At 60.0% G+C, this 20,772-nt stretch carries 24 protein-coding genes and 1 pseudogene; 24 read left to right on the top strand and 1 reads right to left on the bottom strand.

Annotation, left to right across the window (positions count from 1 at the left end; genetic code table 11):
• Window positions 1–77: 77 nt before the first annotated feature.
• The 17 genes from D8U60_RS27425 (at window position 78) to D8U60_RS27345 (ending at window position 14,502) form a co-directional block, all read left to right on the top strand.
• On the top strand, window positions 78–821 hold the full coding sequence (locus tag D8U60_RS27425; protein ID WP_122610694.1) for an XRE family transcriptional regulator: 744 nt from the start codon (window positions 78–80) through the stop codon (window positions 819–821).
• 527 nt (window positions 822–1,348) lie between these two features.
• Window positions 1,349–1,687, top strand: coding sequence for a phage holin family protein (locus D8U60_RS27420; RefSeq protein WP_024011844.1), 339 nt, complete (start codon window positions 1,349–1,351; stop codon window positions 1,685–1,687).
• 71 nt (window positions 1,688–1,758) lie between these two features.
• Window positions 1,759–2,280 carry a hypothetical protein gene (locus D8U60_RS27415; protein ID WP_130901401.1) on the top strand — a complete coding sequence of 174 codons (522 nt, stop codon included), beginning with the start codon at window positions 1,759–1,761 and terminating at the stop codon, window positions 2,278–2,280.
• Between the two features lie 3 nt (window positions 2,281–2,283).
• Window positions 2,284–2,892 carry a phage baseplate assembly protein V gene (locus D8U60_RS27410; RefSeq protein WP_130901400.1) on the top strand — a complete coding sequence of 203 codons (609 nt, stop codon included), beginning with the start codon at window positions 2,284–2,286 and terminating at the stop codon, window positions 2,890–2,892.
• Between the two features lie 14 nt (window positions 2,893–2,906).
• The gene (locus D8U60_RS27405; RefSeq protein WP_125925200.1) at window positions 2,907–3,239 is read left to right on the top strand and encodes a phage baseplate protein; all 333 of its coding nucleotides are present in this window, start codon (window positions 2,907–2,909) and stop codon (window positions 3,237–3,239) included.
• Window positions 3,236–4,231 carry a baseplate J/gp47 family protein gene (locus D8U60_RS27400; RefSeq protein ID WP_130901399.1) on the top strand — a complete coding sequence of 332 codons (996 nt, stop codon included), beginning with the start codon at window positions 3,236–3,238 and terminating at the stop codon, window positions 4,229–4,231. The genes D8U60_RS27405 and D8U60_RS27400 overlap by 4 nt, the downstream gene beginning before the upstream one ends.
• The gene (locus D8U60_RS27395) at window positions 4,228–4,863 is read left to right on the top strand and encodes a phage tail protein I (protein ID WP_130901398.1); all 636 of its coding nucleotides are present in this window, start codon (window positions 4,228–4,230) and stop codon (window positions 4,861–4,863) included. Before D8U60_RS27400 ends, D8U60_RS27395 begins: the two co-directional genes overlap by 4 nt.
• Window positions 4,864–7,287: a phage tail protein gene (locus D8U60_RS27390; protein ID WP_130901397.1), complete on the top strand. Its 2,424-nt coding sequence runs from the start codon at window positions 4,864–4,866 to the stop codon at window positions 7,285–7,287.
• A 9-nt stretch (window positions 7,288–7,296) separates the two neighbouring features.
• Window positions 7,297–7,842 (top strand): DUF4376 domain-containing protein, encoded by a 546-nt coding sequence (locus tag D8U60_RS27385; RefSeq protein WP_130901396.1) that lies wholly within the window; start codon window positions 7,297–7,299, stop codon window positions 7,840–7,842.
• A gap of 101 nt (window positions 7,843–7,943) precedes the next feature.
• Entirely contained in the window at window positions 7,944–8,129 is a 186-nt protein-coding gene (locus tag D8U60_RS27380) for a hypothetical protein (RefSeq protein ID WP_130901395.1), read from the top strand.
• Between the two features lie 2 nt (window positions 8,130–8,131).
• Window positions 8,132–9,298, top strand: coding sequence for a phage tail protein (locus D8U60_RS27375; protein WP_130901394.1), 1,167 nt, complete (start codon window positions 8,132–8,134; stop codon window positions 9,296–9,298).
• Window positions 9,298–9,804 (top strand): phage major tail tube protein, encoded by a 507-nt coding sequence (locus D8U60_RS27370; RefSeq protein WP_039762530.1) that lies wholly within the window; start codon window positions 9,298–9,300, stop codon window positions 9,802–9,804. Before D8U60_RS27375 ends, D8U60_RS27370 begins: the two co-directional genes overlap by 1 nt.
• A 162-nt stretch (window positions 9,805–9,966) precedes the next feature.
• Complete coding sequence (locus tag D8U60_RS27365; protein ID WP_130901393.1) at window positions 9,967–10,548, top strand: phage tail assembly protein; 582 nt, start codon at window positions 9,967–9,969, stop codon at window positions 10,546–10,548.
• A 129-nt stretch (window positions 10,549–10,677) separates the two neighbouring features.
• Entirely contained in the window at window positions 10,678–12,876 is a 2,199-nt protein-coding gene (locus D8U60_RS27360; protein ID WP_130901392.1) for a phage tail tape measure protein, read from the top strand.
• Window positions 12,876–13,259: a phage tail protein gene (locus tag D8U60_RS27355; protein ID WP_130901391.1), complete on the top strand. Its 384-nt coding sequence runs from the start codon at window positions 12,876–12,878 to the stop codon at window positions 13,257–13,259. Before D8U60_RS27360 ends, D8U60_RS27355 begins: the two co-directional genes overlap by 1 nt.
• A complete protein-coding gene (locus tag D8U60_RS27350) occupies window positions 13,252–13,464 on the top strand; it encodes a tail protein X (protein ID WP_024011853.1) in 213 nt (70 codons plus the stop codon). Before D8U60_RS27355 ends, D8U60_RS27350 begins: the two co-directional genes overlap by 8 nt.
• A 9-nt stretch (window positions 13,465–13,473) precedes the next feature.
• Window positions 13,474–14,502 (top strand): phage late control D family protein, encoded by a 1,029-nt coding sequence (locus tag D8U60_RS27345; RefSeq protein WP_130901390.1) that lies wholly within the window; start codon window positions 13,474–13,476, stop codon window positions 14,500–14,502.
• A 27-nt stretch (window positions 14,503–14,529) separates the two neighbouring features.
• Here D8U60_RS27345 and D8U60_RS27965 read toward each other — a convergent pair.
• Window positions 14,530–14,634 (bottom strand): annotated as a pseudogene (locus D8U60_RS27965) (metal ABC transporter ATP-binding protein); the annotation flags it as partial.
• Between the two features lie 41 nt (window positions 14,635–14,675).
• Here D8U60_RS27965 and D8U60_RS27335 point away from each other — a divergent pair.
• The 7 genes from D8U60_RS27335 to D8U60_RS27305 all read left to right on the top strand — a co-directional run bounded on the left by D8U60_RS27335 (window position 14,676) and on the right by D8U60_RS27305 (window position 20,772).
• A complete protein-coding gene (locus tag D8U60_RS27335; protein WP_130901389.1) occupies window positions 14,676–15,260 on the top strand; it encodes a hypothetical protein in 585 nt (194 codons plus the stop codon).
• A complete protein-coding gene (locus tag D8U60_RS27330) occupies window positions 15,257–15,439 on the top strand; it encodes a DUF2635 domain-containing protein (RefSeq protein WP_016771429.1) in 183 nt (60 codons plus the stop codon). The genes D8U60_RS27335 and D8U60_RS27330 overlap by 4 nt, the downstream gene beginning before the upstream one ends.
• On the top strand, window positions 15,439–16,935 hold the full coding sequence (locus tag D8U60_RS27325) for a phage tail sheath subtilisin-like domain-containing protein (RefSeq protein WP_071174557.1): 1,497 nt from the start codon (window positions 15,439–15,441) through the stop codon (window positions 16,933–16,935). Before D8U60_RS27330 ends, D8U60_RS27325 begins: the two co-directional genes overlap by 1 nt.
• A gap of 67 nt (window positions 16,936–17,002) precedes the next feature.
• Window positions 17,003–17,350, top strand: a complete 348-nt coding sequence (locus D8U60_RS27320) for a phage tail tube protein (protein WP_007908779.1) — start codon at window positions 17,003–17,005, stop codon at window positions 17,348–17,350.
• On the top strand, window positions 17,347–17,643 hold the full coding sequence (locus D8U60_RS27315) for a phage tail assembly protein (protein WP_024011858.1): 297 nt from the start codon (window positions 17,347–17,349) through the stop codon (window positions 17,641–17,643). Before D8U60_RS27320 ends, D8U60_RS27315 begins: the two co-directional genes overlap by 4 nt.
• A 130-nt stretch (window positions 17,644–17,773) precedes the next feature.
• On the top strand, window positions 17,774–19,540 hold the full coding sequence (locus D8U60_RS27310) for a phage tail protein (protein ID WP_130901388.1): 1,767 nt from the start codon (window positions 17,774–17,776) through the stop codon (window positions 19,538–19,540).
• Window positions 19,537–20,772, top strand: coding sequence for a DNA circularization N-terminal domain-containing protein (locus tag D8U60_RS27305; RefSeq protein ID WP_130901387.1), 1,236 nt, complete (start codon window positions 19,537–19,539; stop codon window positions 20,770–20,772). The genes D8U60_RS27310 and D8U60_RS27305 overlap by 4 nt, the downstream gene beginning before the upstream one ends.

Here is a 20,772-nt window from a genome sequence, read left to right as displayed (position 1 = left end):
TTTACTTGCAATGAAAAGTTGAGCTATGCACGATTTATGCAAATCAGCATTTGTCATCGGGAAAAACTTCAAGCACTATGCGCGTTATGCAAAAACGCAACGTTTCCTCCGTCTTAAGAGCACTGCTCGACCAGCACGGGATCTCCCCCACGGAGCTCCACCGTCGCACCGGCGTGCCTCAATCAACGCTCTCGCGGATTCTCAGCGGGAAGATTGTCGATCCTTCGGATAAACACATCTCGAAGATCGCTGAATATTTCACCGTCAGCACCGATCAGCTGCGCGGGCGTGCGGATGTCACGCCAACGACCGGCGGCACTCGCGCTGACGTGCATGCGGAACTCAAGGACATAAGCCTGTGGGACGACGACACCCCCGTCGATGACGACGAGGTGTCGGTGCCCTTTCTACGTGAGGTTGAATTGGCTGCTGGATCAGGAAGATTCGTCATCGAAGAGAGCGAGCGCTCCAGCCTGCGCTTCGGCAAGCGCAGCCTGCGCCACAACGGCGTGCAATTCGACCAGGCCAAATGCGTGACCGTACGCGGCAACAGCATGTTGCCGGTTCTGCGTGATGGCGCCACCGTCGGCGTCAACGCCGGCAAATGCGGCATCGGCGACATCATCGATGGCGATCTGTATGCGATCAATCACAACGGCCAATTGCGCGTGAAACAACTCTATCGCCTGCCCACCGGCATCCGTCTGCGCAGCTTCAATCGCGACGAGCATCCGGACGAGGACTACAGCTTTCAGGAAATCCAGGAAGAGCAGATCGTCATCCTCGGTCACGTCTTCTGGTGGGGCATGTACGCCCGCTAACACTCGTTCATCCAACTGAAACCTGCCCCTTCGGCAGGTTTTTTTTCGCCTGCACAAATCTCCCCACCCCTTGGCCCGCATGGGTTTCATGCATAAGCGCAAATTTAATGCATAAATAAATGCATATGCGCATTGACTGTATATGCATCCATGCATATTCTTGCCACCAAGCCGCTCGACAAAGCGGCTGGCAAGACAAGCTCTTTAGTTCCACAAGAACAGGCAGCGATGAACCGGCCTCAACGGTTCAGAGGGTTGGCAACTGACCCGGGTGTGCAGCGTAAAGCACCAGAAGCAGTTATCCGGCGGGCAGGGACCGCGGTCGGAAAAACAATCTGAATGGACTCGTACCGCGCCAGTAGCGCCGAAAAGTCAGCTTCCTTCTCGAACACAGGATTGGAAGGAAGGCGAAGGAGCGCATTACTGAAAAGCCCGGTGTACAAGCGCCGGGCTTTTTGGAATGCCTGCCTCAAGAGAAACCGTTTGAAACCAACCCATCACTCATCAATCACCCACGGAGGCGTGACATGACAAACGAGCAACAAGCGTTGGCGGACATGCCGATCTGGCTGGTCATCCTCCTCGCTGTCGTCGGCGGGGTGTCCGGCGAAATGTGGCGCGCCGACAAGGAGGGCGCCCGCGGCTGGTCGCTGGTGCGGCGTCTGGCCCTGCGTTCCGGCGCCTGCATGATCTGCGGCGTGTCGGCAATCATGCTGCTGTATGCCGCTGGCATGTCGATCTGGGCCGCTGGTGCGTTTGGCTGCCTGACCGCCATGGCCGGCGCCGACGTCGCCATCGGCCTTTACGAACGCTGGGCGGCCAAGCGCATCGGCGTCTGTGAAGTGCCCCCGCGCGACCAGCCTTAACCCTGAATATTTTTCCGTGCCGCCATGTCGGCGGCAGGGCTGCACGTGGACGATTGAAAAGGAGGTCATGTATGCCCACACCGATCCAGCAGCCGTCGCAACTGTTCACAGCCATCGCGACGACACTGCGCAACACCGCCGGTCTCAACCTCAATGTCGGCAACCATGATGATTTCACAGCGGCGGGCGCTCAAGCCTGGGTACTGATCGACCTTGCCCGAAATGCGTCCGGCGTGCGCGCCGCTGATGGGCGTATCGCTCATGTCATGACATTGTCACTGCAAGTCATCCCGGCGCTTTCTGCGACCGCTTTTGCAGCGTGCGATCTGATCGCCGTGCTGAAAAACCTGATCACCGACAACCGCTGGGGATTGCCCGGCGATCAATGCGATCTGCCCCTGAATATCGATGGCTTGCCATCGTTGCTTATCAGTGCTGATCAACAATACAAAGCCTGGACCCTGACCTTCGAGCAGACGCTCTACCTCGGCTCGACCTTGCTCGACGATCCACTGGGCATGCCGAAATTCGCTCGCACCTGGGAAGTCAGCAACATCGACGATCCAGACCAGTACACCGCGCTGGAGGGCTGACCGATGTTCGATTCATTACTGCGTATGCAGCTTGGCCCGATCATTGAGCGTCTGGCGGAAATGGAAGCGGAAATCGAAGACTTGCACCGCCGCGCCGAGAGTTTCTGTCGCATTGGCATCTGTCAGTCAGTTGATGCGGCGAGCAATACCTGCCAGGTCAGCCATGGTGGATTGCTCACCCCAGCGATCAAGTTCTTCAATCCTAGCGCCGGGGCGCAAAGCGAATCGCGCATCCCAACGGTGGGCGAGCAGTGCCTGCTGTTCAACTATGGCAGCGGTGAAAGCGGTGCGCAGACTGTGGCGTTGTTCGGCTTGAACAGTGACCGTTTCCCCCCGGCCTCGACTGTGCCGACGCTGACCCGTCGGGTACATCAGGACGGCAGCGAAAGCGGTTACGACGACGCCAGCCACGCCTTGCACTGGCTCAACGGACCCGCGCAATTCAACGGGTCTCGCGAGTCGCTCGAACTGAGCATCGGCCCTGCACGTCTGGCCATGACGCCACAACTGATCACCCTGCAACTGGGCGCCGTCGGCCTGAGCATCGACGTGTCGGGCGTGCACTTCAGCGGCCCCTTGGTCGATCACCAGGGCCGCGTCATCAGCCCCTGATTCAAGAGCCTCCCATGATCGGAATCGATAGAGAAAGCGGGGCCACGGTCGACGACTGGCTGCAATTCGTGCAGCGCGCGACCCGAGCCCTGACCACACCGCTGGGCACCCGGCAGAAACGACCTTTGTACGGTTCGCTGATTCCCACTCTCCTCGGGCAGAACCTCGGTGACGACATTCTGCTTCTGGCACAGAGCCACGCCGCGCAAGCGTTCTACAACTCGCAAAACGGCATCGACGATTTTCAGCCGCAAGTAATTGTCGCCAGTCGTCACGGCGATGGCCTGCTGCTGCGCTTCGCCGGCACCTGGAAAAACCGCCAACAAACCTTCGAGGTGCTGACATGAGCATGCTGATCCCTGGCCAGAATCAGTTGGCCGAACCCGCGCTGATCACGGTTGAAGCGTTCGAAGACTTGCTCGCCGAGTTCAAGAGTTTCGTCATCGAATACGTGGGGGCTCGCTCGCCGGCCAGCGCCGTGAAACTCAAGGCGAGTCTGGAAAACGAAAGCGAATTGCTGACCCTGGCGCTGGAAGCTTTCTGCGTGCGTCTGCAAACCCATGAGCGTAAATACAATGCACGCATCAAGCAGATGCTGGCGTGGTGGGCGACCGGCAGCAATCTCGATGCGCGGCTGGCGGACATGGGTTTGGAGCGGCAATTGCTCGATCCCGGCGACCCGGCGGCATTCCCGCCGGTGCCGGCGATTTATGAAAGTGATGACGACGCTCGGCTGCGTTATTACCTCGCGCCCCATGCACCGGCGGCGGGTTCGCGGATGCAGTATCGCCGCGAGGTGTTCACCCTCGGCGAGCGGCCAACAGTTCAGGTCGAATCCACCGACGCCGGTGTAGTGAATGTGACCTACACCTTCAATCCGGACGGCCACGCCGCGCAGGTCAAGGATGGCAACGGGCGGCGCACTGCGCCGGGCGAAGTGCAAGTCACCGTGCTTTCTCGAGACGGCGATGGTACGCCTTCCGAAGCATTGCTCGACGGCGTCCGTCAGCACTTTGCTCGTCCCGACGTGCGCCCGGAAACCGACCTTGTCACCGTCAAAGCGGCCGAGATCCAGCGCTACAAAATCCGCGTCGTCGCAAAGATCAATTCCGGTCCCGATTCGGGCCTGACCAAGGTCGCAGCGCAAGCACAATTGCAGGCGTATGCCGACAGTTGCCATCGCCTCGAAGGTCGGGTTGATCCGAGCTGGATCGACTACACGTTGCACAGCGCCGGCGCCGTACAACTGCAGATTCTCGAACCGCTGGCGCCGATCGTCACCACCGCTTTTCAGGCGCCTTATTGCACCGCGGTCGAAGTCGAGGTGCTGACGCTATGAGTGAAAAAACTCAGCGCCCGACCTTACTGCCAGCCAACAGCTCGGCACTTGAGCGCGGACTGGATCTGGGCTTCGGCGCCTTGCTCGATCGCATCACGCCGCCGTTCCCCGAGCTGATGAACCCCGCAGAAACCCCGGTCGCTTTCCTGCCGTATCTGGCAGCGGATCGCGGCGTCGCCGAATGGAGCAGCGATGCGCCGGAAGCGGAGAAGCGCCTGACCGTCGAACTGGCCTGGCCCACTACACGCCAGGCCGGCACTCGAAAAGCGCTGGAAAACGCCGCCAAGGGGTTGCAACTGCGCCCGGAAATCCACGCTTGGTACGAACAGACACCGCCCGGCGCGCCCTACAGCTTTTCAGTGCGCGCCTTCACTGAACAACCCTACAGCGAAGCCATCGACGCCCGTCTCGACCGACGCCTGGCCGATGCCAAAAGCGAACGGGATGTGCTGACCGTCTCGGTGGGGCTCAGCGCGTTCGGCAGTCACGTTATCGGCGCTGCGACGTTCTGCGGCGAGCTGACCACGGTTTATCCGGTGTTCATCGAAGGCCTGGAAACCTCTGGCGAGGCGTTCATGGCCGCCGCTTTGTACACCGTCGAAACATCCACTATTTATCCTCAGGGGGCCTGAATGGCTGACTATTACACCCTGCTCACCAACGCAGGGATTGCCTACGAAACGGCGTGTAAAGCCGCGGGCACGCCGATCAAGTTGACGCAGATATCCGTCGGCGACGGCGGCGGCACGGTCTACAACCCGGCCGCGACCGCCACTGCGCTGAAACGCGAAGTCTGGCGCGGGCCGCTCAATGCGCTGTTCCAGGACGAGAAAAACCCGAGCTGGCTGCTCGCCGAAGTGACTATTCCGCCGGATGTTGGCGGCTGGTATGTGCGCGAAGCAGGGCTGTGGACCGACACCGGCATTCTCTACGCCATCGTCAAATACCCGGAGTCGTTTAAACCGGTGCTGGCGACGTCGGGATCGGGCAAAGAGTTTTACATTCGCTCGATTTTCGAAACGAGCAATGCGTCTCTGGTGACGTTGTTGATTGATGACACGGTGGTCAAGGCTACGCGTGCCTGGGTCATGAGTTATCTGGCCGAAGAACTCGGCAAGCTCGATGGCAAACAATCGGTGCGGGTCGCGGCGACTGGCAATGTCGTGTTGAACGGCGCGCAGCAGATTGATGGTGTGGCGGTGATTGCTGGCGACCGCGTGTTGCTGCCGAGCCAGACCTTGGCCAAGGACAACGGCCTGTGGATTGTCGCCAACGGTGACTGGGTGCGGGCGACCGATGCCAACACCAGCGCTAAGGTCACCCCGGGCCTGACGGTAATGGTGGAGGAGGGCGTAGCGAATGGAGACTCGCTGTGGCACCTGACCACCAATGCACCGATCACGCTTGGCACGACCGCGCTGACATTCAAGATGCTCGCAGGGCGCACCGGGATTGTTGCGGGGACTTACAAGAGTTTGACGGTTGATGAATATGGTCGCGCGACTGCGGGTGCAAACCCGGAGACGCTGGCCGGATTTGGTATCAAGGATTCGTACACTAAAGCTGAAGTTGAAGCGCTGATCGCCAAGGCGTCGGCGTTACCGGTGGGTTCGATTGTCGCGTTTCCGGTTGATGCGCCACCACCCGGATTTCTGGAACTGGATAACAGCGTCAAGAGCAGCGCGACTTACCCGGACTTGAGCGCTTATCTGGGGGACAAGTTCAACAGGGGCGATGAGGGGGTTGGTAATTTCCGACTGCCTGAAGCTCGTGGGGAGTTTTTGCGGGGTTGGGATCATGGGCGGGGGGTAGATGCCGGACGTGGCCTTGGCAGCTGGCAGGCCGACGACAACAAATCGCACGCTCATACGGTCACCCGCATGCAGGCGTTCGCTAATGCTTCCGGCAGCAATCCAAGTGCCGTAGTGGTAGACAACGGCAATACGGCCGTAATGACCAATTTCGCGGCAGGCTTCAATAGTTCTGGTGGCGCAGAGGCACGCCCCCGCAACATCGCCGTCATGTGGTGCATCAAAGCCTGGAACGCTCCGGTCAATCAGGGAACGATTGATGTCTCCGCGCTGGCGAAGGAGGTCGAACGGCTGAAATCCGCCGTTCCGGTGGGGGCTGTTCTGGCGTTCCCGACCGGCATCGTCGCTCCCGGTTATCTGGAGCTGGATGGCAGTGTGCAAAGTATTGCGGCTTATCCTGATCTAGCGGCTCTTCTCGGTACCACCTACAACAAGGGTAACGAGGGGGCGGGGAACTTCCGTTTGCCGGAGTCGCGTGGCGAGTTTCTGCGTGGCTGGGATCATGGCCGCGGAGTGGATGCTGGTCGAGCTTTGGGAAGTATCCAGGCAGAATCCTTTAAGGCGCACAATCACCGTTATTTTGACGAAACCGGCGCTACATTGGATCCGGCAGGCGAATGGCAGGGTGGTAAGGTCAATGGTGCTGTTGCAGCGATATCTACAGGTGCTTTTCTTTCCGCTGTAGATGCCGGAACTACCATGCAGACAGTGACTGTTGTCACGACAGTGAACGCAGGTGGAACGGAAACCCGTCCCCGCAACCTTGCCGTCATGTGGTGCATCAAAGCCTGGAACGCGCCGATCAATCAGGGAAGTATTGATATCGCCGGTTTAGCCGCTTTGGCTCAACAAGCGACTGAAACCAAGCGTGGCACCGCTCAAATTGCCACTCAAGAACTGACGGATACCGGAGCTAACGACACAACAACCGTCACGCCCAAAAAACTTCGCTGGGGCTTTCAAATCCTCAAAGCCATTAATGGCTACATCATCTTCCCCTCATGGCTGGGAGGTCTGATCATCCAGTGGGGAAGAGTTTCAGGAAATGGCGGTACGGATATCGCAACGGCCTTCCCTATCGCTTTCCCAAATGCCATGTACAGCCTGAACGCTACTTTGAACTACACGCCGGGTTCTGCGGTGAACGGGTATGTGGACGTGGGTGTTTCAAATCTGAATGCATTTTATGGAAAACATACATTTCCCGGGGTCACTGTATTCCATTGGATCGCGGTGGGTAGTTAAGGAGAGATCATGAAATACGCACTGTTTGACGAAAAAGCGAAGTTACAGACCTGTCTGATCGAGGGAGTTCATAAGATCCCCACGTCAGCAGTAAAAATTGACCAGGATTTGTTTATCAGGTTGACGCAAGAAACCGATGGTATCTGGCGTAGAGTGGGCGAACAAATAGTGAAAGAGGCGTTCCCGGAAGCGGCTGCGGACTATGCGAAGTCGGTCGCCGCCGAGCGCTACGAGCGAGAAAACTCCGTCGTGTCAGTGGAGGGGCTTTGCGTCTCGACCTCCCGCGAAAGCGCGGCTCTGATCTATGGCGCGGCTCTCTCGGCGATCCTTGATCCTGATTATCGTTGCAACTTCAAATCGCTCGATGGATTCGTGGAAATTGATGCCCTAAAGATTCTGGCAATCGCCAAAGCCGTCAGGGCTCACGTCCAAGCTTGTTTCGACCGAGAACTCGAGCTGCTTAAATTCATTGAAGCTGGTACTTACTTGGAAGATATGCTCAAGAAAGGTTGGCCGTATTTTAAGTCGCAGACATCAAGTTCTCTTACTTACTAACCGCTCCGATCCTGGGGCGTTTTTTTATCCCCGTCAAAACACTCAACACCCGCCAAAGCCCCTCCCCACGAGGGGCTTTCCCGTTTATGGAGAAACGAAAAATGGCAACCCGCCAAACCTACACCGTGCTCGTTCCATTCCCCACCGGCGGTGGGCACTGGTCGAGCGTTGGTCAAGAACTCGATCTGCTCGATGTCGAGGCCAGTGCCTTGCACTTTGCCGGGCGACTTGAGCCGACAACCCCTATCACCCAGGCCAAAAAGGCCGCTGCCAAGAAGGCTGACTGAACATGGCTGAGGTTCTGAACTTCGAGCACAACGGCATTACCGTCAATGCCACTGAATCCCCCGAGGCCATGGGTGGCCTGGGTGACAACGTCATCGGGCTGGTCGGCACTGCGCCGAAAGCCGATCCGCTGATTCCGCGAAACGCGCCGTTTCGCATCAACAGCTTCACCACCCATGCGCTGCTCGATCCGACTGGGGCGGAAGAGGGCACGCTGTATCACGCGGTCTACCAGATCCTCAAAGTGGTCAAGGTGCCGGTGTACGTGGTCATCGTCGAAGCAGGCGCAACTCCGGCCGACACGATCAACAATGTGATCGGCGGTGTCGAGCCGGCCACTGGCCGCAAGCTGGGTCTGGCGGCGCTGGGCAGTGTCCCGGAAGACCTGACCATCATCGGCGCGCCGGGCTTCACCGGCAGCAAAGCGGTAGCCGGCGAGTTCGCCGCGTTCGGCAAGCGCATCAAGGCCCGCGTGGTGCTGGACGGCAAGGATGTGTCGGTGGCCGATCAGGTGCTGTACAGCCAGGAACTCGGCGGCGCCGAACTCGGTTTCGACCGTTGCCTGGTGGTGCACAACATGCCCGCCGTGTATTCGAAAGCGGCGAAGAAAAACGTCTTCCTGTCGCCGTCCAGTCTGGCGATTGCCGCGCTGGCCAAGGTCAAGCAGTGGGAGAGCCCGGGCAACCAGGTGACCTTCGCCGAAGATGTTTCGCGGGTCGTCGAGTACAACATCCTCGACACGTCCACCGAAGGCGATCTGCTCAACCGTTACGGCGTCAGCTACTACGCTCGCACCGTGCTTGGCGGCTTCTCGCTGCTGGGTAACCGCTCGATCACCGGCAAGTTCATCAGCTACGTCGGCCTCGAAGATGCGATCAGCCGCAAGCTGGTCAAGGCCGGCCAGAAAGCCATGGCCAAGAACCTCACCAAATCCTTCATGGATCAGGAGGTCAAGCGCATCAACGACTGGCTGCAGACCCTGGTCGCCGACGAAACCATTCCCGGCGGCAGCGTGTATCTGCACCCGGAACTCAACAGCGTCGAGAAGTATAAGAACGGCACCTGGTACGTGGTCATCGACTACGGCCGCTACGCGCCGAACGAACACATGGTTTATCAACTCAACGCCCGCGATGAAATCATCGAGCAGTTCCTGGAGGACGTTCTCTAATGTTTACCAACCGCGTAAGACAGGCCATCGCGGCCACCCTGCAAGGCCTGCCGTTGTCGGCGACCGTTGAGGAATTCACCCCGCCGAAAATCGAATTCGACATGGAAGAGATGCGCGGCGGGCGCTTCATCGTCGAAGAAATGGCCAAGGGCGGCAAAGCGCTCGGCGCCAAGCTGACCCTGCAAGGCCTCGGCGCCGAAGTGCTGCTGGCGCTGGGTGTGAAGCTCGGCGACGACATTCTGCTGAACGTGCGTGAAGCCGGTCAGGATCAGGATGGCAACACCTGGTTCACCTACCACACCGTCGGCGGCCAGTTGAAATCCCTTGAGGAAACCGCAGTGAAAATGGGCGAGAAGCCCAAGACCAATCTGGAACTGTCCTGCCGCACCTACAACCGCCTTGAAAACGGCGTGCCGGTGATCGACATCGACGTGCGCACGCAAAAGTTCGTGCTCAACGGCGTCGACATCCTTGGTGATGCACGGCGCGCGGTGTTGATGCCGTAACCCCGGCAGCACACCACACACACACAAAACCTGTGGAAGCGGGCTTGCCCGCGATAGCGATGGGTCAATCAACTCAATGTTGGAAGTGCCGACCTCATCGCGGGCAAGCCCGCTCCCACAAGGGATTCCAAAATTCCCAAAGAATCACCAAGGAATTCATCCATGTCCTGGACTCCTCCCCAGCACGAGCTGCTGTCGCCGATCACTGGCGACGACGGTTCGCAAATCGCAACCCTACAGCTCAAACCGCTGCTCTACGCCGCACAGAAAGAAGCGCTGGAACGCGCCGGCGATGACGAAGACGATCAGTTCTTCGAGCTGGCGCTGCTCGCCACCGGCCTGTCGGTCAAGGAACTCGATCAGCTCAAGCGCCCGGACTACGTGAGCATCGCCCAGTACGTCCATGAGATGTCGACCCGGCCGAGTGCGTACTTTCTCGACCAGATCGAGGACGCGGAGAAATCCGACGATCCCGACCAGCTGCAATTGCTGCAGCCGCTAGCCGTAACCGGCCGCACCGTGACTTCGCTGAGCCTGGAAATGCCCGTGCTGCGCGCCACCAAAGTGATGAAGAAACTGAAAACGGCCAAGGAACGCGCCGAATTCATCACTGCCCACTGCACGGGCCTGATGATCCCCGATCTGGCCCAGCTGACCGTCCCCGACTGGACGCAATTGCAGGTGCGCATCGACGATTTTTTAAACCAGCCGGCGGCCTACTTTCGGAACGCGACATCGAAGTAATCCTCGATATCGTCCCGCTCATTTACCCGGTAAGTGAAGCGGAGATTCTGGAATGGGACGCCGAAAAGGCGTTGCGCCGCTACGACATAGCGATCACTCGCCTTGGCGTGAAACAGGAGTAGAGCGGCAATGGCAGTGAATCAATTTGCGCTGACGAATGCGGACGACAGCAAGGGCCTCGCGCTGGCCAATATCAGCCTGAGCGCAGCGACGCTGGGAACAGCGCCCGAACCACTAATCGCCACAGACCAGACGGGCGGTCTGCATCAAGCGTTACTGAAGGCCAGCGGCAAGATCAGTCTGCTCACTACGGCGATAGACGCGTTGAACGTGACGCTCGCGGCGCTACGTTCTTTGTCACTGGCGCCCAGTGCTGGAGCGAAGGGAGACTCATCCGGCGCGCGCAAAACCGAGGAAAAACCCTCAGCGAATGCTGAGCTTTCAGCAACCCGCAAGTCTGCGCTGTCGATGGATACGGCGGCGGCCGCGCTGAGCAGCGTCGCCGGAATCTCGCGCAAGGATGGTAAGGATGTCGCCCAGTCCAGCCTGGTCATGGCCAGCGCTCCGCTAGTAGCGGCGGGTGGCACCACCGGGGTGGATCTGGTCAATGTCGCAAGCGTGGCAGCCAAAGCGGGAATTGGCAGCCAGTACGCCAATGCTTCAGACAAAAAGCTCGAGTTGTTGACCTTTGCCAACGACGTGGCGATCACGGCGGCGGCGTTCAAGCTCCCGGCAATGGAAGTTGCCGAAATGGCCAAGGTCTGGCGGACCTCGATGAAGCTTACGCGCGATCAAGCCGTTGATCTGGCAGACGCGGTCAACCACCTCGGCAAGCTGCCCGGGGATGTCCAGTCAGCCGACATTGGTGCAGTCCTGCAACAGTCGGGTGAGTCAGCAGTAGCCGCCGGCCTGCAACCGGAAAAGGCAGCGGCGCTATCGGCAGCACTGCTGAACACTGGCACGAAAAAGGATGATGCCGGCGTTGCGCTGAAAAACATTTCCGATGCGTTGGCTAAAGGCGACCAAGCCTCCGCGGCTGAAGCGGCCGCTTGGCGACAATTGAAGCTTGATCCCAAAGCTGTTGCGCAAGCCTTGCGCGATACCGACAACCAAGGCACGCAACAAGGCGCTGTGCTGACGGTGCTGGCTGCGCTGAAAGCCAAACCCGTCGAACAACGTACGGCATTGGCCCGCACGCTGTTCGCCGACAGTGGCAATGCCGCGCTCGCGCTTTCGCAGAACCTGGCACAGGTCAACGAAGCGTTTTTCCAGGTAGCCGATAAACGCCAATATGCGACCTCGGCCCCAGGCGATAACTCCTCGTTGAAAGCGTCCGCGCTGGCGCTCGCCAATACTCAACAAGGACAGTTGAACATCAGGAATGCGCGAGAAGAGCGCTTGTCGGTCGCCAAAGGCAACGCACTGGCGCCCGACATCGAGAAACCGGGCGATACGCATTCGACCGATAAGTTGAGTGAGCTGGCCGAAACCTATCCGAAAACCACCGGTGCCGTTTTGACGGCGGCTGAGTGGGCCAAACCAGTGTTCGACTTTGTCCTCGAATCGGTTGCCGATCAATTCAAAGAGCGTTTAGGCAAAGGCATTGTCGATAAAACCGCCAGCCGTATTCCTGATCGCTGGAAGCCGGCTGGATCAGCGGGTGCCGCTGTGAACTCGCTTACTCAAGGGGCGGGGCCCGGCATTGCCAATCGGGCTTCCAGCGCCAGCAACGGGTTGAAGATATTCGAACAGGCAGCATGGCCCAGTGCTCCGCGCTTGGGCGTTGCGGCCGCTGAAATACGCCCCGTGTCACGATTCATGCCTTGGCCGGTGAAGGCGGCGATCGGCGCCGCCGATGTCGTCGAAGGCGTAGCCAGCGGTGACAAGCGCAAAATGGCGACAGGCCTGGGTGCCGCTGGCGGTGGTTGGGCCGGTGCGGCCGCCGGTTCCGCCATGGGTGCATCGATAGGCAGCATCGGGTTGGCGCCGGGCATGGTGGTGGGCGGCCTCATTGGTGGGCTCATCGGCGGTTGGCTCGGCTCGGAAGGAGGCAGTTGGCTGGGAGAGAAACTGGTTGCGCCAACACCGGACAAGCTCGCTGCGCCCGAGCAGGTCAGTAAAGAACTGACGACTGCTCAGCCTGCAGCGCATCCGCTGACGTATGCACCGACTGTGCAGGTCTACTGCAGCGACCCCGGCAGCTCGGACAAGATCGGTATGTTGGTCGCGCAGCATCTGCAAAACCAGTTCATGCAAATGACCCCGCTGCTCACCAACAACCCCCTCGCCACCCGCCGCGACGCAGCCCTGACCGATGGAGTCGCCTGATGAAACAACAAATGGCACTGGGCAATTTCATCTTCGGCCTGTCGCGCAACTTTGCGTACCACCAGTTGCTGCGCAAGGCTGACGGCGGCTGGACCGAGATACAGATCCTCACCAGCAAACCCAAGTCCAGCCAGACCGGACAGAAATCGGAAACCCTGACCATTACCGGCAAGTCGATGTACGCCGTAGCCATGGATCGGCTCGATGAATTGCGTGCTTTGCAGGCGCTGCGCACCCCGCTGCCGTTGATCGACGGGATTGGTCGAAACTGGGGCCTGTGGCGGATCAGTAGCGTTCAGGAAACCCAGACCCAGATCATCGATGACGGTACGGCGATGGTAGTCGATTGGGTCATCGAATTAGCGGAGTTCAACAATGCGTAAAGCACGAAGCGTGGCCGGTGATTCGGTGAATCTGCTGCTCTACCGCGAAATCGGGCGCAGTGATGACGCTGCCGAAGAAGCGCTGTGGAAGCTCAACCCGACCCTGGCCGAACACGGGCCGATTCTGCCCGCCGGCGTCTGGATCGTGCTACCGGAACTGGATGTGAAACCCGCCGTGATCAAGGCGGCGACGGCCTGGGATTAAGGAGGTTGCATGGCACTGGGATTCACGCCGGCAGTGAATATCTACGGGGCCAACGCGGCCCTGCTCAATCAACGCCTGATCAGTTGGGAGCACATCGATGCCGCCGGTTTCGAGTCCGATCAGCTGACGCTGACCATCGATCTCGATGGCCTTGAAGGGCTGCCGAGTCTGGGTGGAAAAATTGGCCTGCAAGTCGGTTATCGAGAAACCGCAATGGTCGATAAAGGCCAGTTCAAAGTGACGCGTCTGACGCCGACACTTTTTCCGTTTCGCCTGACCGTAGTGGCCACCGCGGCGCCGTTCAGCAAGGATGATGAAACCGGCTTCAAGCAGCGCCGCACCGTCAGTCATGGGCCAACGACGCTGGGTGGATTATTTCGCAAGCTGGTGGAGTCGCACGGTTTTTCGCCACGGGTCGCGCCTGAGATTTCGTTGATCCGCATCGAGCACATCGACCAGTCCAGCGAGACCGACATGGGGTTTGTCACGCGTCTGGCGAAAAAATACAACGTCGTCGCCAAGCCTTACGGCGAAGTGTATGTGCTGGCGCGGCCCGGGCAGACCAAGTCGTTGTCGGGGCAGATTCTGCCGGACGTGACCCTGTCGGTTACCCACAACAATCGCCCCGGCGATCACGCATTCATCAGCGCCACGCTGGAAGAATCGGCCCGCGAGCAGGCCAAGGGCTGCAAGACCTGTTTCTGGGATGCGGCGGCCGGGGTGTTGCGTTGGGTCGAGACGGGCGTAGCGCCGTTCAAGACGCTGCGCCAGAAGCAGCCCAGCGAAGCGGATGCCATCGCAGTAGCCGAGGGCGAAGTACGCAAGATGTTGCGCCAGAGGTACAAAGTGAAAATCACCTGCCCGGGCGATCCACGCCTGGCGGCCGAAGGTCTGCTGTTGCTTGATGAGAGCTGGCCGGACTTCATGCGCGGACGCTGGTCGATCGACAAGGTCACCGCCAGCGGCAGTCGCGAGAACAGCTATCGCTGCCTGATTGATGCGTCGTGCCTGGATCCGAAGGCCGATTCCAAAGACTGATTCACCTCAATTTCACAGCGGTGAAGATCCCTGTGGGAGCGAGCTTGCTCGCGAATGCATTCTGTCATTCAAAACACGATTCGACTGATACACCGCTTTCGCGAGCAAGCTCGCTCCCACAGGTGTTTGCAGTGATCTGCAGACCGCATTTGACTCAACTCTGGAACACCCCCATGAAGATCACCCCGATCCTCACGCAACTGCGTGGGCAATGCCCTGGGCTTGCCAATCATATTTCGGTGGGCCTCGATCTGGCGTTGCTGCAAGGCAACCCGGATCTGCCAACACCTTCGGCCCACGTGCTGCCAATCGCCGATCTGGCCAGCGCCAGCACCACCCAAAACCTCACCACCCAACCAATCCGCGACCGCTTCGAAATCGTCCTGGCCCTTGACGCTACCGACGCGACAAAAGCGCTGGATGGGTTGCACGACCTGCGCGCTGAACTGTGGCGCGCGCTGGTGGGGTTCAAGCCCGATTCCGACTACAGCGCCATCGTTTACGACGGCGGCGAGATGGTCTCGATCAACAGCAGCCGTGCCTTCTATCGGCTGCGTTTTTATGCCGAGTTCCAGCTCGGCCGCAATCTGCCAAGTCAGCCTGCGGAGAGTTGGCACGAGCGCGAACTGGACGCTTTGTCGTCCTTTACCGGGATGACGGTGCGGGTCGATGCGATCGATCCGGCCGACCCCAATCTGCACCGCCCGGGTCCGGATGGCCGGGTGGAAATGACTTTCTCTGGAGACGTAACCCCATGAGCAACCGCATCACCGTAGTGCCGGCCGCTGGCCGTGTCGTACCTGACCCGGAGGCGGGCGACCTGTTGCCGGCTGCCGGCCGTGACGTGCTGGACAGCGCCTGGTGGCGCCGGCGTCTGGCCGACGGCGATATCACACTCAAAACCGCAAAAGCGGCTAAACCACAGGGAGCCAAATGATGGCGATCGGATTCAGCAACATCCCGGCGGACATTCGTGTGCCGCTGTTCTATGCCGAAATGGACAACTCGGCCGCCAACAGCGCGACCTCGGCCATGCGCCGTTTGATCGTCGCGCAGGTAAACGACAATATTGCCCCGACTGAGGTCGGCAAACTGGTGCTGGTTTCCAGCGTGGCGCTGGCGAAAAGCATCGGCGGCCAGGGCTCGATGCTCGCTTCGATGTACGAGACCTTCCGCAAGGCTGACCCGATCGGTGAGATCTGGTGCCTGCCGCTGCACAACACCGAAGGCGCCATCGCCAAAGGCGTGCTGACCCTGACCGGCACCGCAACTCAGGCGGGCATGCTCAACCTGTATGTCGGCGGCGTGCGTGTGCAGGCAACCGTGGTCAACGGCGCCACCGCCGCGCAAGCGGCAACCGCACTGGCGCAGAAAATCAACGCCACTGCCGACCTGCCGGTCAGCGCAGCCGCTGCAGAAGGCGTGGTCACCCTGACCGCCAAATGGACCGGCGACAGCGGCAACGACATCAGCCTGCAATTCAATCGCCTGGGCAAGAGCAACGGCGAAGAAACTCCGGCCGGTCTGACCAGCGCAATCACCGCCATGACCGGCGGCGCCGGCGTGCCGGATCAGATCGCCGCCGTCGCGGCACTGGGCGATGAGCCGTTCGAATTCATCGCGCTGCCGTGGTCCGATCTGGCCACTCTCAACACCTGGCAAGCGGTCATGGATGACAGCACCGGGCGCTGGTCGTGGGCCAAGCAACTGTTCGGTCACGTCTACAGCGCCAAGCGCGGCACCGTTGGCACTCTGGTCGCTGCCGGCCAGGCGCGCAACGATCAGCACATGACCATCCAGGCGCTGGAACCGGGCGTGCCGCAACCATTTTGGGTACAGGCCGCGGCACTGGCTGCGCGCACGGCGGTGTTCATCTCCGCCGACGCCAGTCGTCCGACGCAAAGCGGCAGTCTGCCGGGCGTTGATCCGGCGCCGGCAAGCGAGCGCTTCACCCTGACCGAGCGTCAGTCGCTGCTCAACTACGGCATCGCCACCGCCTACTACGAGGGCGGTTACGTGCGCATCCAGCGCTCGATCACCACCTACCAGAAGAACGCCTACGGTCAGGCCGACAACTCCTATCTGGATAGCGAAACCATGCACCAGTCGGCGTTCATCGTGCGTCGTCTGCAAAGCGTGATCACCAGCAAATACGGCCGCCACAAACTGGCCTCCGACGGCACCCGTTTCGGCGCCGGCCAGCCTATCGTCACGCCGGCGACCATTCGCGGTGAGCTGATCGCGCAGTACGCCAAGCTCGAACTCGAAGGCCATGTGGAGAACGCCGAACTGTTCGCCGAACACCTGATCGTCGAGCGCGACGTGCAGGACCCGAGCCGCGTGAACGTCCTGTTCCCGCCGGATTACATCAACGGTCTGCGCGTGTTCGCACTGCTCAACCAGTTCCGTCTGCAGTACGACGACGCGGCCTGATCCGCGCAGTCGGCGTTAAGCATTCAGCCCACCTCGCGTGGGCTTTTTATTTGAAGGGAGAAACACCATGGGTCAACTGATTGCAGGCACCTGCTACGTCAAGGTCGACGGCGCACAACTGACCATCAATGGCGGCTGCGAAGCCCCGCTGATGGCCGTCAAACGTGAAACCGTCGTGCCCGGTTTCTACAAGGAAACCGACATCGCACCGTCGTTCAAAGTGACCGCGCTGCACACCGCCGACTTCCCTCTGAAGAAGCTGATCGAAGGCACCGATATCACCGTCACCTGCGAGTTCAGCAACGGCAAAGTCTACGTGCTGGCCGGCGCCTATCTGGTCGAGGAGCCAGTCTCCAAGGGCGACGACGCCACCATCGAACTGAAATTCGAAGGCATCAAGGGGACCTGGCAATGAGCGCCGCCGTGAAGCTTCAAGTAGCAATCGAAGCCCACGGCGAGCCTCTGACCGAACTCGTTCTGCGCCGTCCGACGGTGCAGGAAGTGCGAGCGATCAAGGCGCTGCCGTACAAGATCGACAAGAGCGAAGAAGTCAGCCTCGACATGGACGTGGCGGCCAAATACATCGCCGTGTGCGCCGGCATCCCGCCGTCGTCGGTCAACCAGCTCGATCTGGCTGACCTCAACGCGCTGAGCTGGGCCGTTGCGAGTTTTTTCATGAGTGCGGCGTCGGCGCCATCACCGACCTGATCGCCGTCGCCTATGACCTGGCCTGGTTCTGGAAGGTTGACCCCGAACAGATGATGGCCAGGCCACTGGATGTGCTTCGCGAATCGCTGGAGCACGCGCAACGGATCAATGCGATGCAGCAGGTGCAGTGATGGCAGACGAAGAGAAGAAAACCCCGAAACCGGTGCTGATCACCGGCATCGATGAACTCTCGCCCAAACTGGGCGCCCTGCGCATGAAGGTTGAGAGTTTTAAAAACAATCTCGAGCAGACCGGCCTCGGCAAACTGGACATCAGTGGTCTGTTCAACGGCGGCAGCGTGATCACGCCGTTTGTAGACGGCATCAAATCGGCCGCAGCGTTTCAGGGCAAATTGAGCGAAGTCAGCGACACGGCGAAAACCGTCGATCTGCCCGCCGCGCCGACTGCTGCCACGCAGAACATGAACGTGTTAAGTGCGTCGATGCAGAAGGTTTCGGCGGCGGTGGACGCTGCGCTGGTGCCGGCGGTGGGGGCCTTGGTGGTCGGACTGGAGCCGACGCTGACGCAGGTCGGCAGCCTGCTCGCCGACAATCCGAAACTGGTCGAGGGCCTGGCGGCGGGGGCGATTGCCTTCTCCGCCATGCAAACCGCGGTCACCGGTATGACCCAGGTGATGGACGTCATGAGCATCGTGCTCAAGACCAACCCGATCATGCTGATCGCCATGGGCATTGCCGTGGCGGCCGGTTTGATCGTGGCCAACTGGACGCCGATCAGCGCGTTCTTCACCGGGATGTGGGAGGGCGTGAAAAACGCCGGAGCGAGTGCGATGGCGACGTTGCGCTCGGTACTTGACTGGCGGCCGCTGGCGGCACTGGCTGCGCTGTGGGAACCGGTCACGGGATTTTTCTCGGCTATCTGGGACAAGGTCACGGTCGTGACGGCGCCAGTGATCGACTTCTTCAAGTCGGTTTTCGCGTGGTCGCCTGCGGGGATGATCATCGAAAACTGGGGGCCGCTGACCGGTTTGTTCTCGGCGATCTGGGAATTGCTCAAGGCCTTGAGTGTGCCGGTGATGGCGTTTCTCAGAAACCTGTTCGATTTCTCGCCGATGCAGATGATTACCGATGCGTGGGGTGGTGTCTTGACGTTCTTCGAACCGATGTTCACCACGCTGCAATCGGCCGTACAAAGCACCCGGGATATCCTGCGCACGCTGTTCGATTTTTTCCCGATGGAAATGCTCACCAGCGCCTGGGGTGGAGTTGTCGGGTTCTTCGAACCGATCTGGATGGCGCTGCAAACGTCTGTGCAGCGAGTCAGAGGCTTTTTCACCAGCCTGTTCGAGTGGTCACCGCTGGAGCAGATTGCCCAGTATTGGCAGCCGATCGGTGAGGTCTTTTCGGCGCTCTGGGGCGTTGTGTTGGCGCTGTCCGCGCCGGTCGTGGACTTTCTGCACAGCCTGTTCGAATGGAAACCGCTGGATCAGATCATCGAGAGTTGGGGGCCGATCACTGAGTGGTTCGGCGAGTTGTGGCAAAAGCTGCAAACCGTCATTGCGCCGATCAAGGAGTTGTTCGACGGTGGCTTCGCCGGACTGATCGCCAAAGTCACCGGCAAGGTTGAAACTCTCACTGAAGCACAACGCCAAACCAATGCCGAAGGCAAAGGCGAACTGGCGCCGGCGTTCTTCGCTGCCAGTCCGGCGCCTGCTGGCAACGGCACACTGCAAAGCGGTTCGTTGCCACAAACCTCCAGCGCGCTGATCCAGCAAAGCGCCGCCAACAACCGTACGCAGCTCGAAGGCGGGCTGACCGTGCGCTTCGAGAATGCGCCGGCAGGCCTGCGCACCGAACAACCGCAAACCAATCAACCTGGCCTGGCCGTGTCTTCACGCATCGGCTATCGCTCACTGTCGATGGGAGGTTCCCAATGAACTGGCGTGATCGTTTATTGCCGGCATCCTTTCGCGGTGTCGGTTTCTGGATCGACCAGGCGAAAACCCCGGTCGGGCGCAAAGGGCAGTTGCATGAATACCCGCAACGCGACCTGCCGTTTTTCGAGGACCTCGGCCAGCAGGCCAAGACCCACGATCTGACCGCGTTCATCATCGGCCCTGATTGTCTGGAGCAGCGCGACAAGTTGCTCAAGGCGCTGGAGCAGGGCCGTGGTGAGCTGGTGCATCCGTGGCTCGGACGCCTGCAAGTCAAAGTCGGCGAATGCGACATGACCCACACCCGCCAGGACGGTGGGTTGGTGACGTTCGCATTGAAGTTCTATCCCGATCAGCCTTTGCCGTTTCCGACCGCCACGGTCAGCACGCAGAAAGTGCTGCTGGTCAAAGCCGACGGTCTGTTGGGTTCGGCGGTGGCGCGTTTCGAACAGGCGATGACGTTGATCAAGGCAGCGCGGATCGGCATCACCAACCTGCGCAACAGCCTCACCGGCGTCTATGACGTGATCAAGGAGCAACTGAAACCTTTGATCGAGCAGTACCGGCAGATCACTGAACTGGTCAAAGCCGTGAAGGAGCTGCCCAAGGAAGTAGCGGCGGAATTCAAGGGTTTGCTCGGTGATATCAAGGAGCTGAAGGCGTTCGCCAAGGAAGGCTACCGGGGCGTGATCGCCGACGTGTCGCAGCAACTCGAAGCGATTCGCAAGGCCGATGCGCCGAAGATCACCACGGGCAAGGACACCAATGCCGCCGCGCAGGCGATGGCCGATCTGGTGCAGGACACGATGCTGGTCAAAGTGGCGCAGTGGGTGGCGTCGATGCCGGTGGCGACCACGCCGGTGAAGCTGGCGTCGACACCGTCGGTGGCTCAACAGTCAACGTCGCCGGTGAGTCGTCAGGAAGTTCCCGTCAGCGATGACATGCAAGCGCTGCGCACAGCGGTGACTGCAGCGATCGACCCGATGCTGGCGAAAGCCGGACCTGCGCACTTCCAGGCCATCAACGATGTAAAGGAAGCGCTCGTGGCTCATCTCAAAGCGGTGGCGTCCTCCGGCGTGCGTCAAGTCAGCAAATCGTTTCAGGAAAGCTTTCCGGCAGTGGTCGTGGCCTACAAACAGTTTGGCGACGCCACGCGGGTCGAAGAAGTGACTCAGCGTAACGCGATTACCCATCCCGGTTTCTCGCCCAACGATGTGAAAGTCTCGCGGGAGTGA

The organism is Pseudomonas sp. Sample_11 (assembly GCF_004307505.1).
GTDB lineage: Bacteria > Pseudomonadota > Gammaproteobacteria > Pseudomonadales > Pseudomonadaceae > Aquipseudomonas > Aquipseudomonas atacamensis.
The sequence above is the reverse complement of the archived record's forward strand: the minus strand, read 5'-3'. Positions and strand labels throughout refer to the sequence as shown.

What these genes read in the sequence shown, in the direction of transcription:
- D8U60_RS27425 (WP_122610694.1), top strand. Translation starts at nt 78, where the DNA reads ATGCGCGTTATGCAAAAACGCAACGTTTCCTCCGTCTTAAGAGCACTG.
- D8U60_RS27390 (WP_130901397.1), top strand. Translation starts at nt 4,864, where the DNA reads ATGGCTGACTATTACACCCTGCTCACCAACGCAGGGATTGCCTACGAA.
- D8U60_RS27400 (WP_130901399.1), top strand. Translation starts at nt 3,236, where the DNA reads ATGAGCATGCTGATCCCTGGCCAGAATCAGTTGGCCGAACCCGCGCTG.
- D8U60_RS27325 (WP_071174557.1), top strand. Translation starts at nt 15,439, where the DNA reads ATGGCGATCGGATTCAGCAACATCCCGGCGGACATTCGTGTGCCGCTG.
- D8U60_RS27320 (WP_007908779.1), top strand. Translation starts at nt 17,003, where the DNA reads ATGGGTCAACTGATTGCAGGCACCTGCTACGTCAAGGTCGACGGCGCA.
- D8U60_RS27335 (WP_130901389.1), top strand. Translation starts at nt 14,676, where the DNA reads ATGAAGATCACCCCGATCCTCACGCAACTGCGTGGGCAATGCCCTGGG.
- D8U60_RS27370 (WP_039762530.1), top strand. Translation starts at nt 9,298, where the DNA reads ATGTTTACCAACCGCGTAAGACAGGCCATCGCGGCCACCCTGCAAGGC.
- D8U60_RS27385 (WP_130901396.1), top strand. Translation starts at nt 7,297, where the DNA reads ATGAAATACGCACTGTTTGACGAAAAAGCGAAGTTACAGACCTGTCTG.
- D8U60_RS27350 (WP_024011853.1), top strand. Translation starts at nt 13,252, where the DNA reads ATGCGTAAAGCACGAAGCGTGGCCGGTGATTCGGTGAATCTGCTGCTC.
- D8U60_RS27310 (WP_130901388.1), top strand. Translation starts at nt 17,774, where the DNA reads ATGGCAGACGAAGAGAAGAAAACCCCGAAACCGGTGCTGATCACCGGC.
- D8U60_RS27305 (WP_130901387.1), top strand. Translation starts at nt 19,537, where the DNA reads ATGAACTGGCGTGATCGTTTATTGCCGGCATCCTTTCGCGGTGTCGGT.
- D8U60_RS27315 (WP_024011858.1), top strand. Translation starts at nt 17,347, where the DNA reads ATGAGCGCCGCCGTGAAGCTTCAAGTAGCAATCGAAGCCCACGGCGAG.
- D8U60_RS27380 (WP_130901395.1), top strand. Translation starts at nt 7,944, where the DNA reads ATGGCAACCCGCCAAACCTACACCGTGCTCGTTCCATTCCCCACCGGC.
- D8U60_RS27415 (WP_130901401.1), top strand. Translation starts at nt 1,759, where the DNA reads ATGCCCACACCGATCCAGCAGCCGTCGCAACTGTTCACAGCCATCGCG.
- D8U60_RS27410 (WP_130901400.1), top strand. Translation starts at nt 2,284, where the DNA reads ATGTTCGATTCATTACTGCGTATGCAGCTTGGCCCGATCATTGAGCGT.
- D8U60_RS27405 (WP_125925200.1), top strand. Translation starts at nt 2,907, where the DNA reads ATGATCGGAATCGATAGAGAAAGCGGGGCCACGGTCGACGACTGGCTG.
- D8U60_RS27420 (WP_024011844.1), top strand. Translation starts at nt 1,349, where the DNA reads ATGACAAACGAGCAACAAGCGTTGGCGGACATGCCGATCTGGCTGGTC.
- D8U60_RS27330 (WP_016771429.1), top strand. Translation starts at nt 15,257, where the DNA reads ATGAGCAACCGCATCACCGTAGTGCCGGCCGCTGGCCGTGTCGTACCT.
- D8U60_RS27375 (WP_130901394.1), top strand. Translation starts at nt 8,132, where the DNA reads ATGGCTGAGGTTCTGAACTTCGAGCACAACGGCATTACCGTCAATGCC.
- D8U60_RS27345 (WP_130901390.1), top strand. Translation starts at nt 13,474, where the DNA reads ATGGCACTGGGATTCACGCCGGCAGTGAATATCTACGGGGCCAACGCG.
- D8U60_RS27395 (WP_130901398.1), top strand. Translation starts at nt 4,228, where the DNA reads ATGAGTGAAAAAACTCAGCGCCCGACCTTACTGCCAGCCAACAGCTCG.
- D8U60_RS27355 (WP_130901391.1), top strand. Translation starts at nt 12,876, where the DNA reads ATGAAACAACAAATGGCACTGGGCAATTTCATCTTCGGCCTGTCGCGC.
- D8U60_RS27365 (WP_130901393.1), top strand. Translation starts at nt 9,967, where the DNA reads ATGTCCTGGACTCCTCCCCAGCACGAGCTGCTGTCGCCGATCACTGGC.
- D8U60_RS27360 (WP_130901392.1), top strand. Translation starts at nt 10,678, where the DNA reads ATGGCAGTGAATCAATTTGCGCTGACGAATGCGGACGACAGCAAGGGC.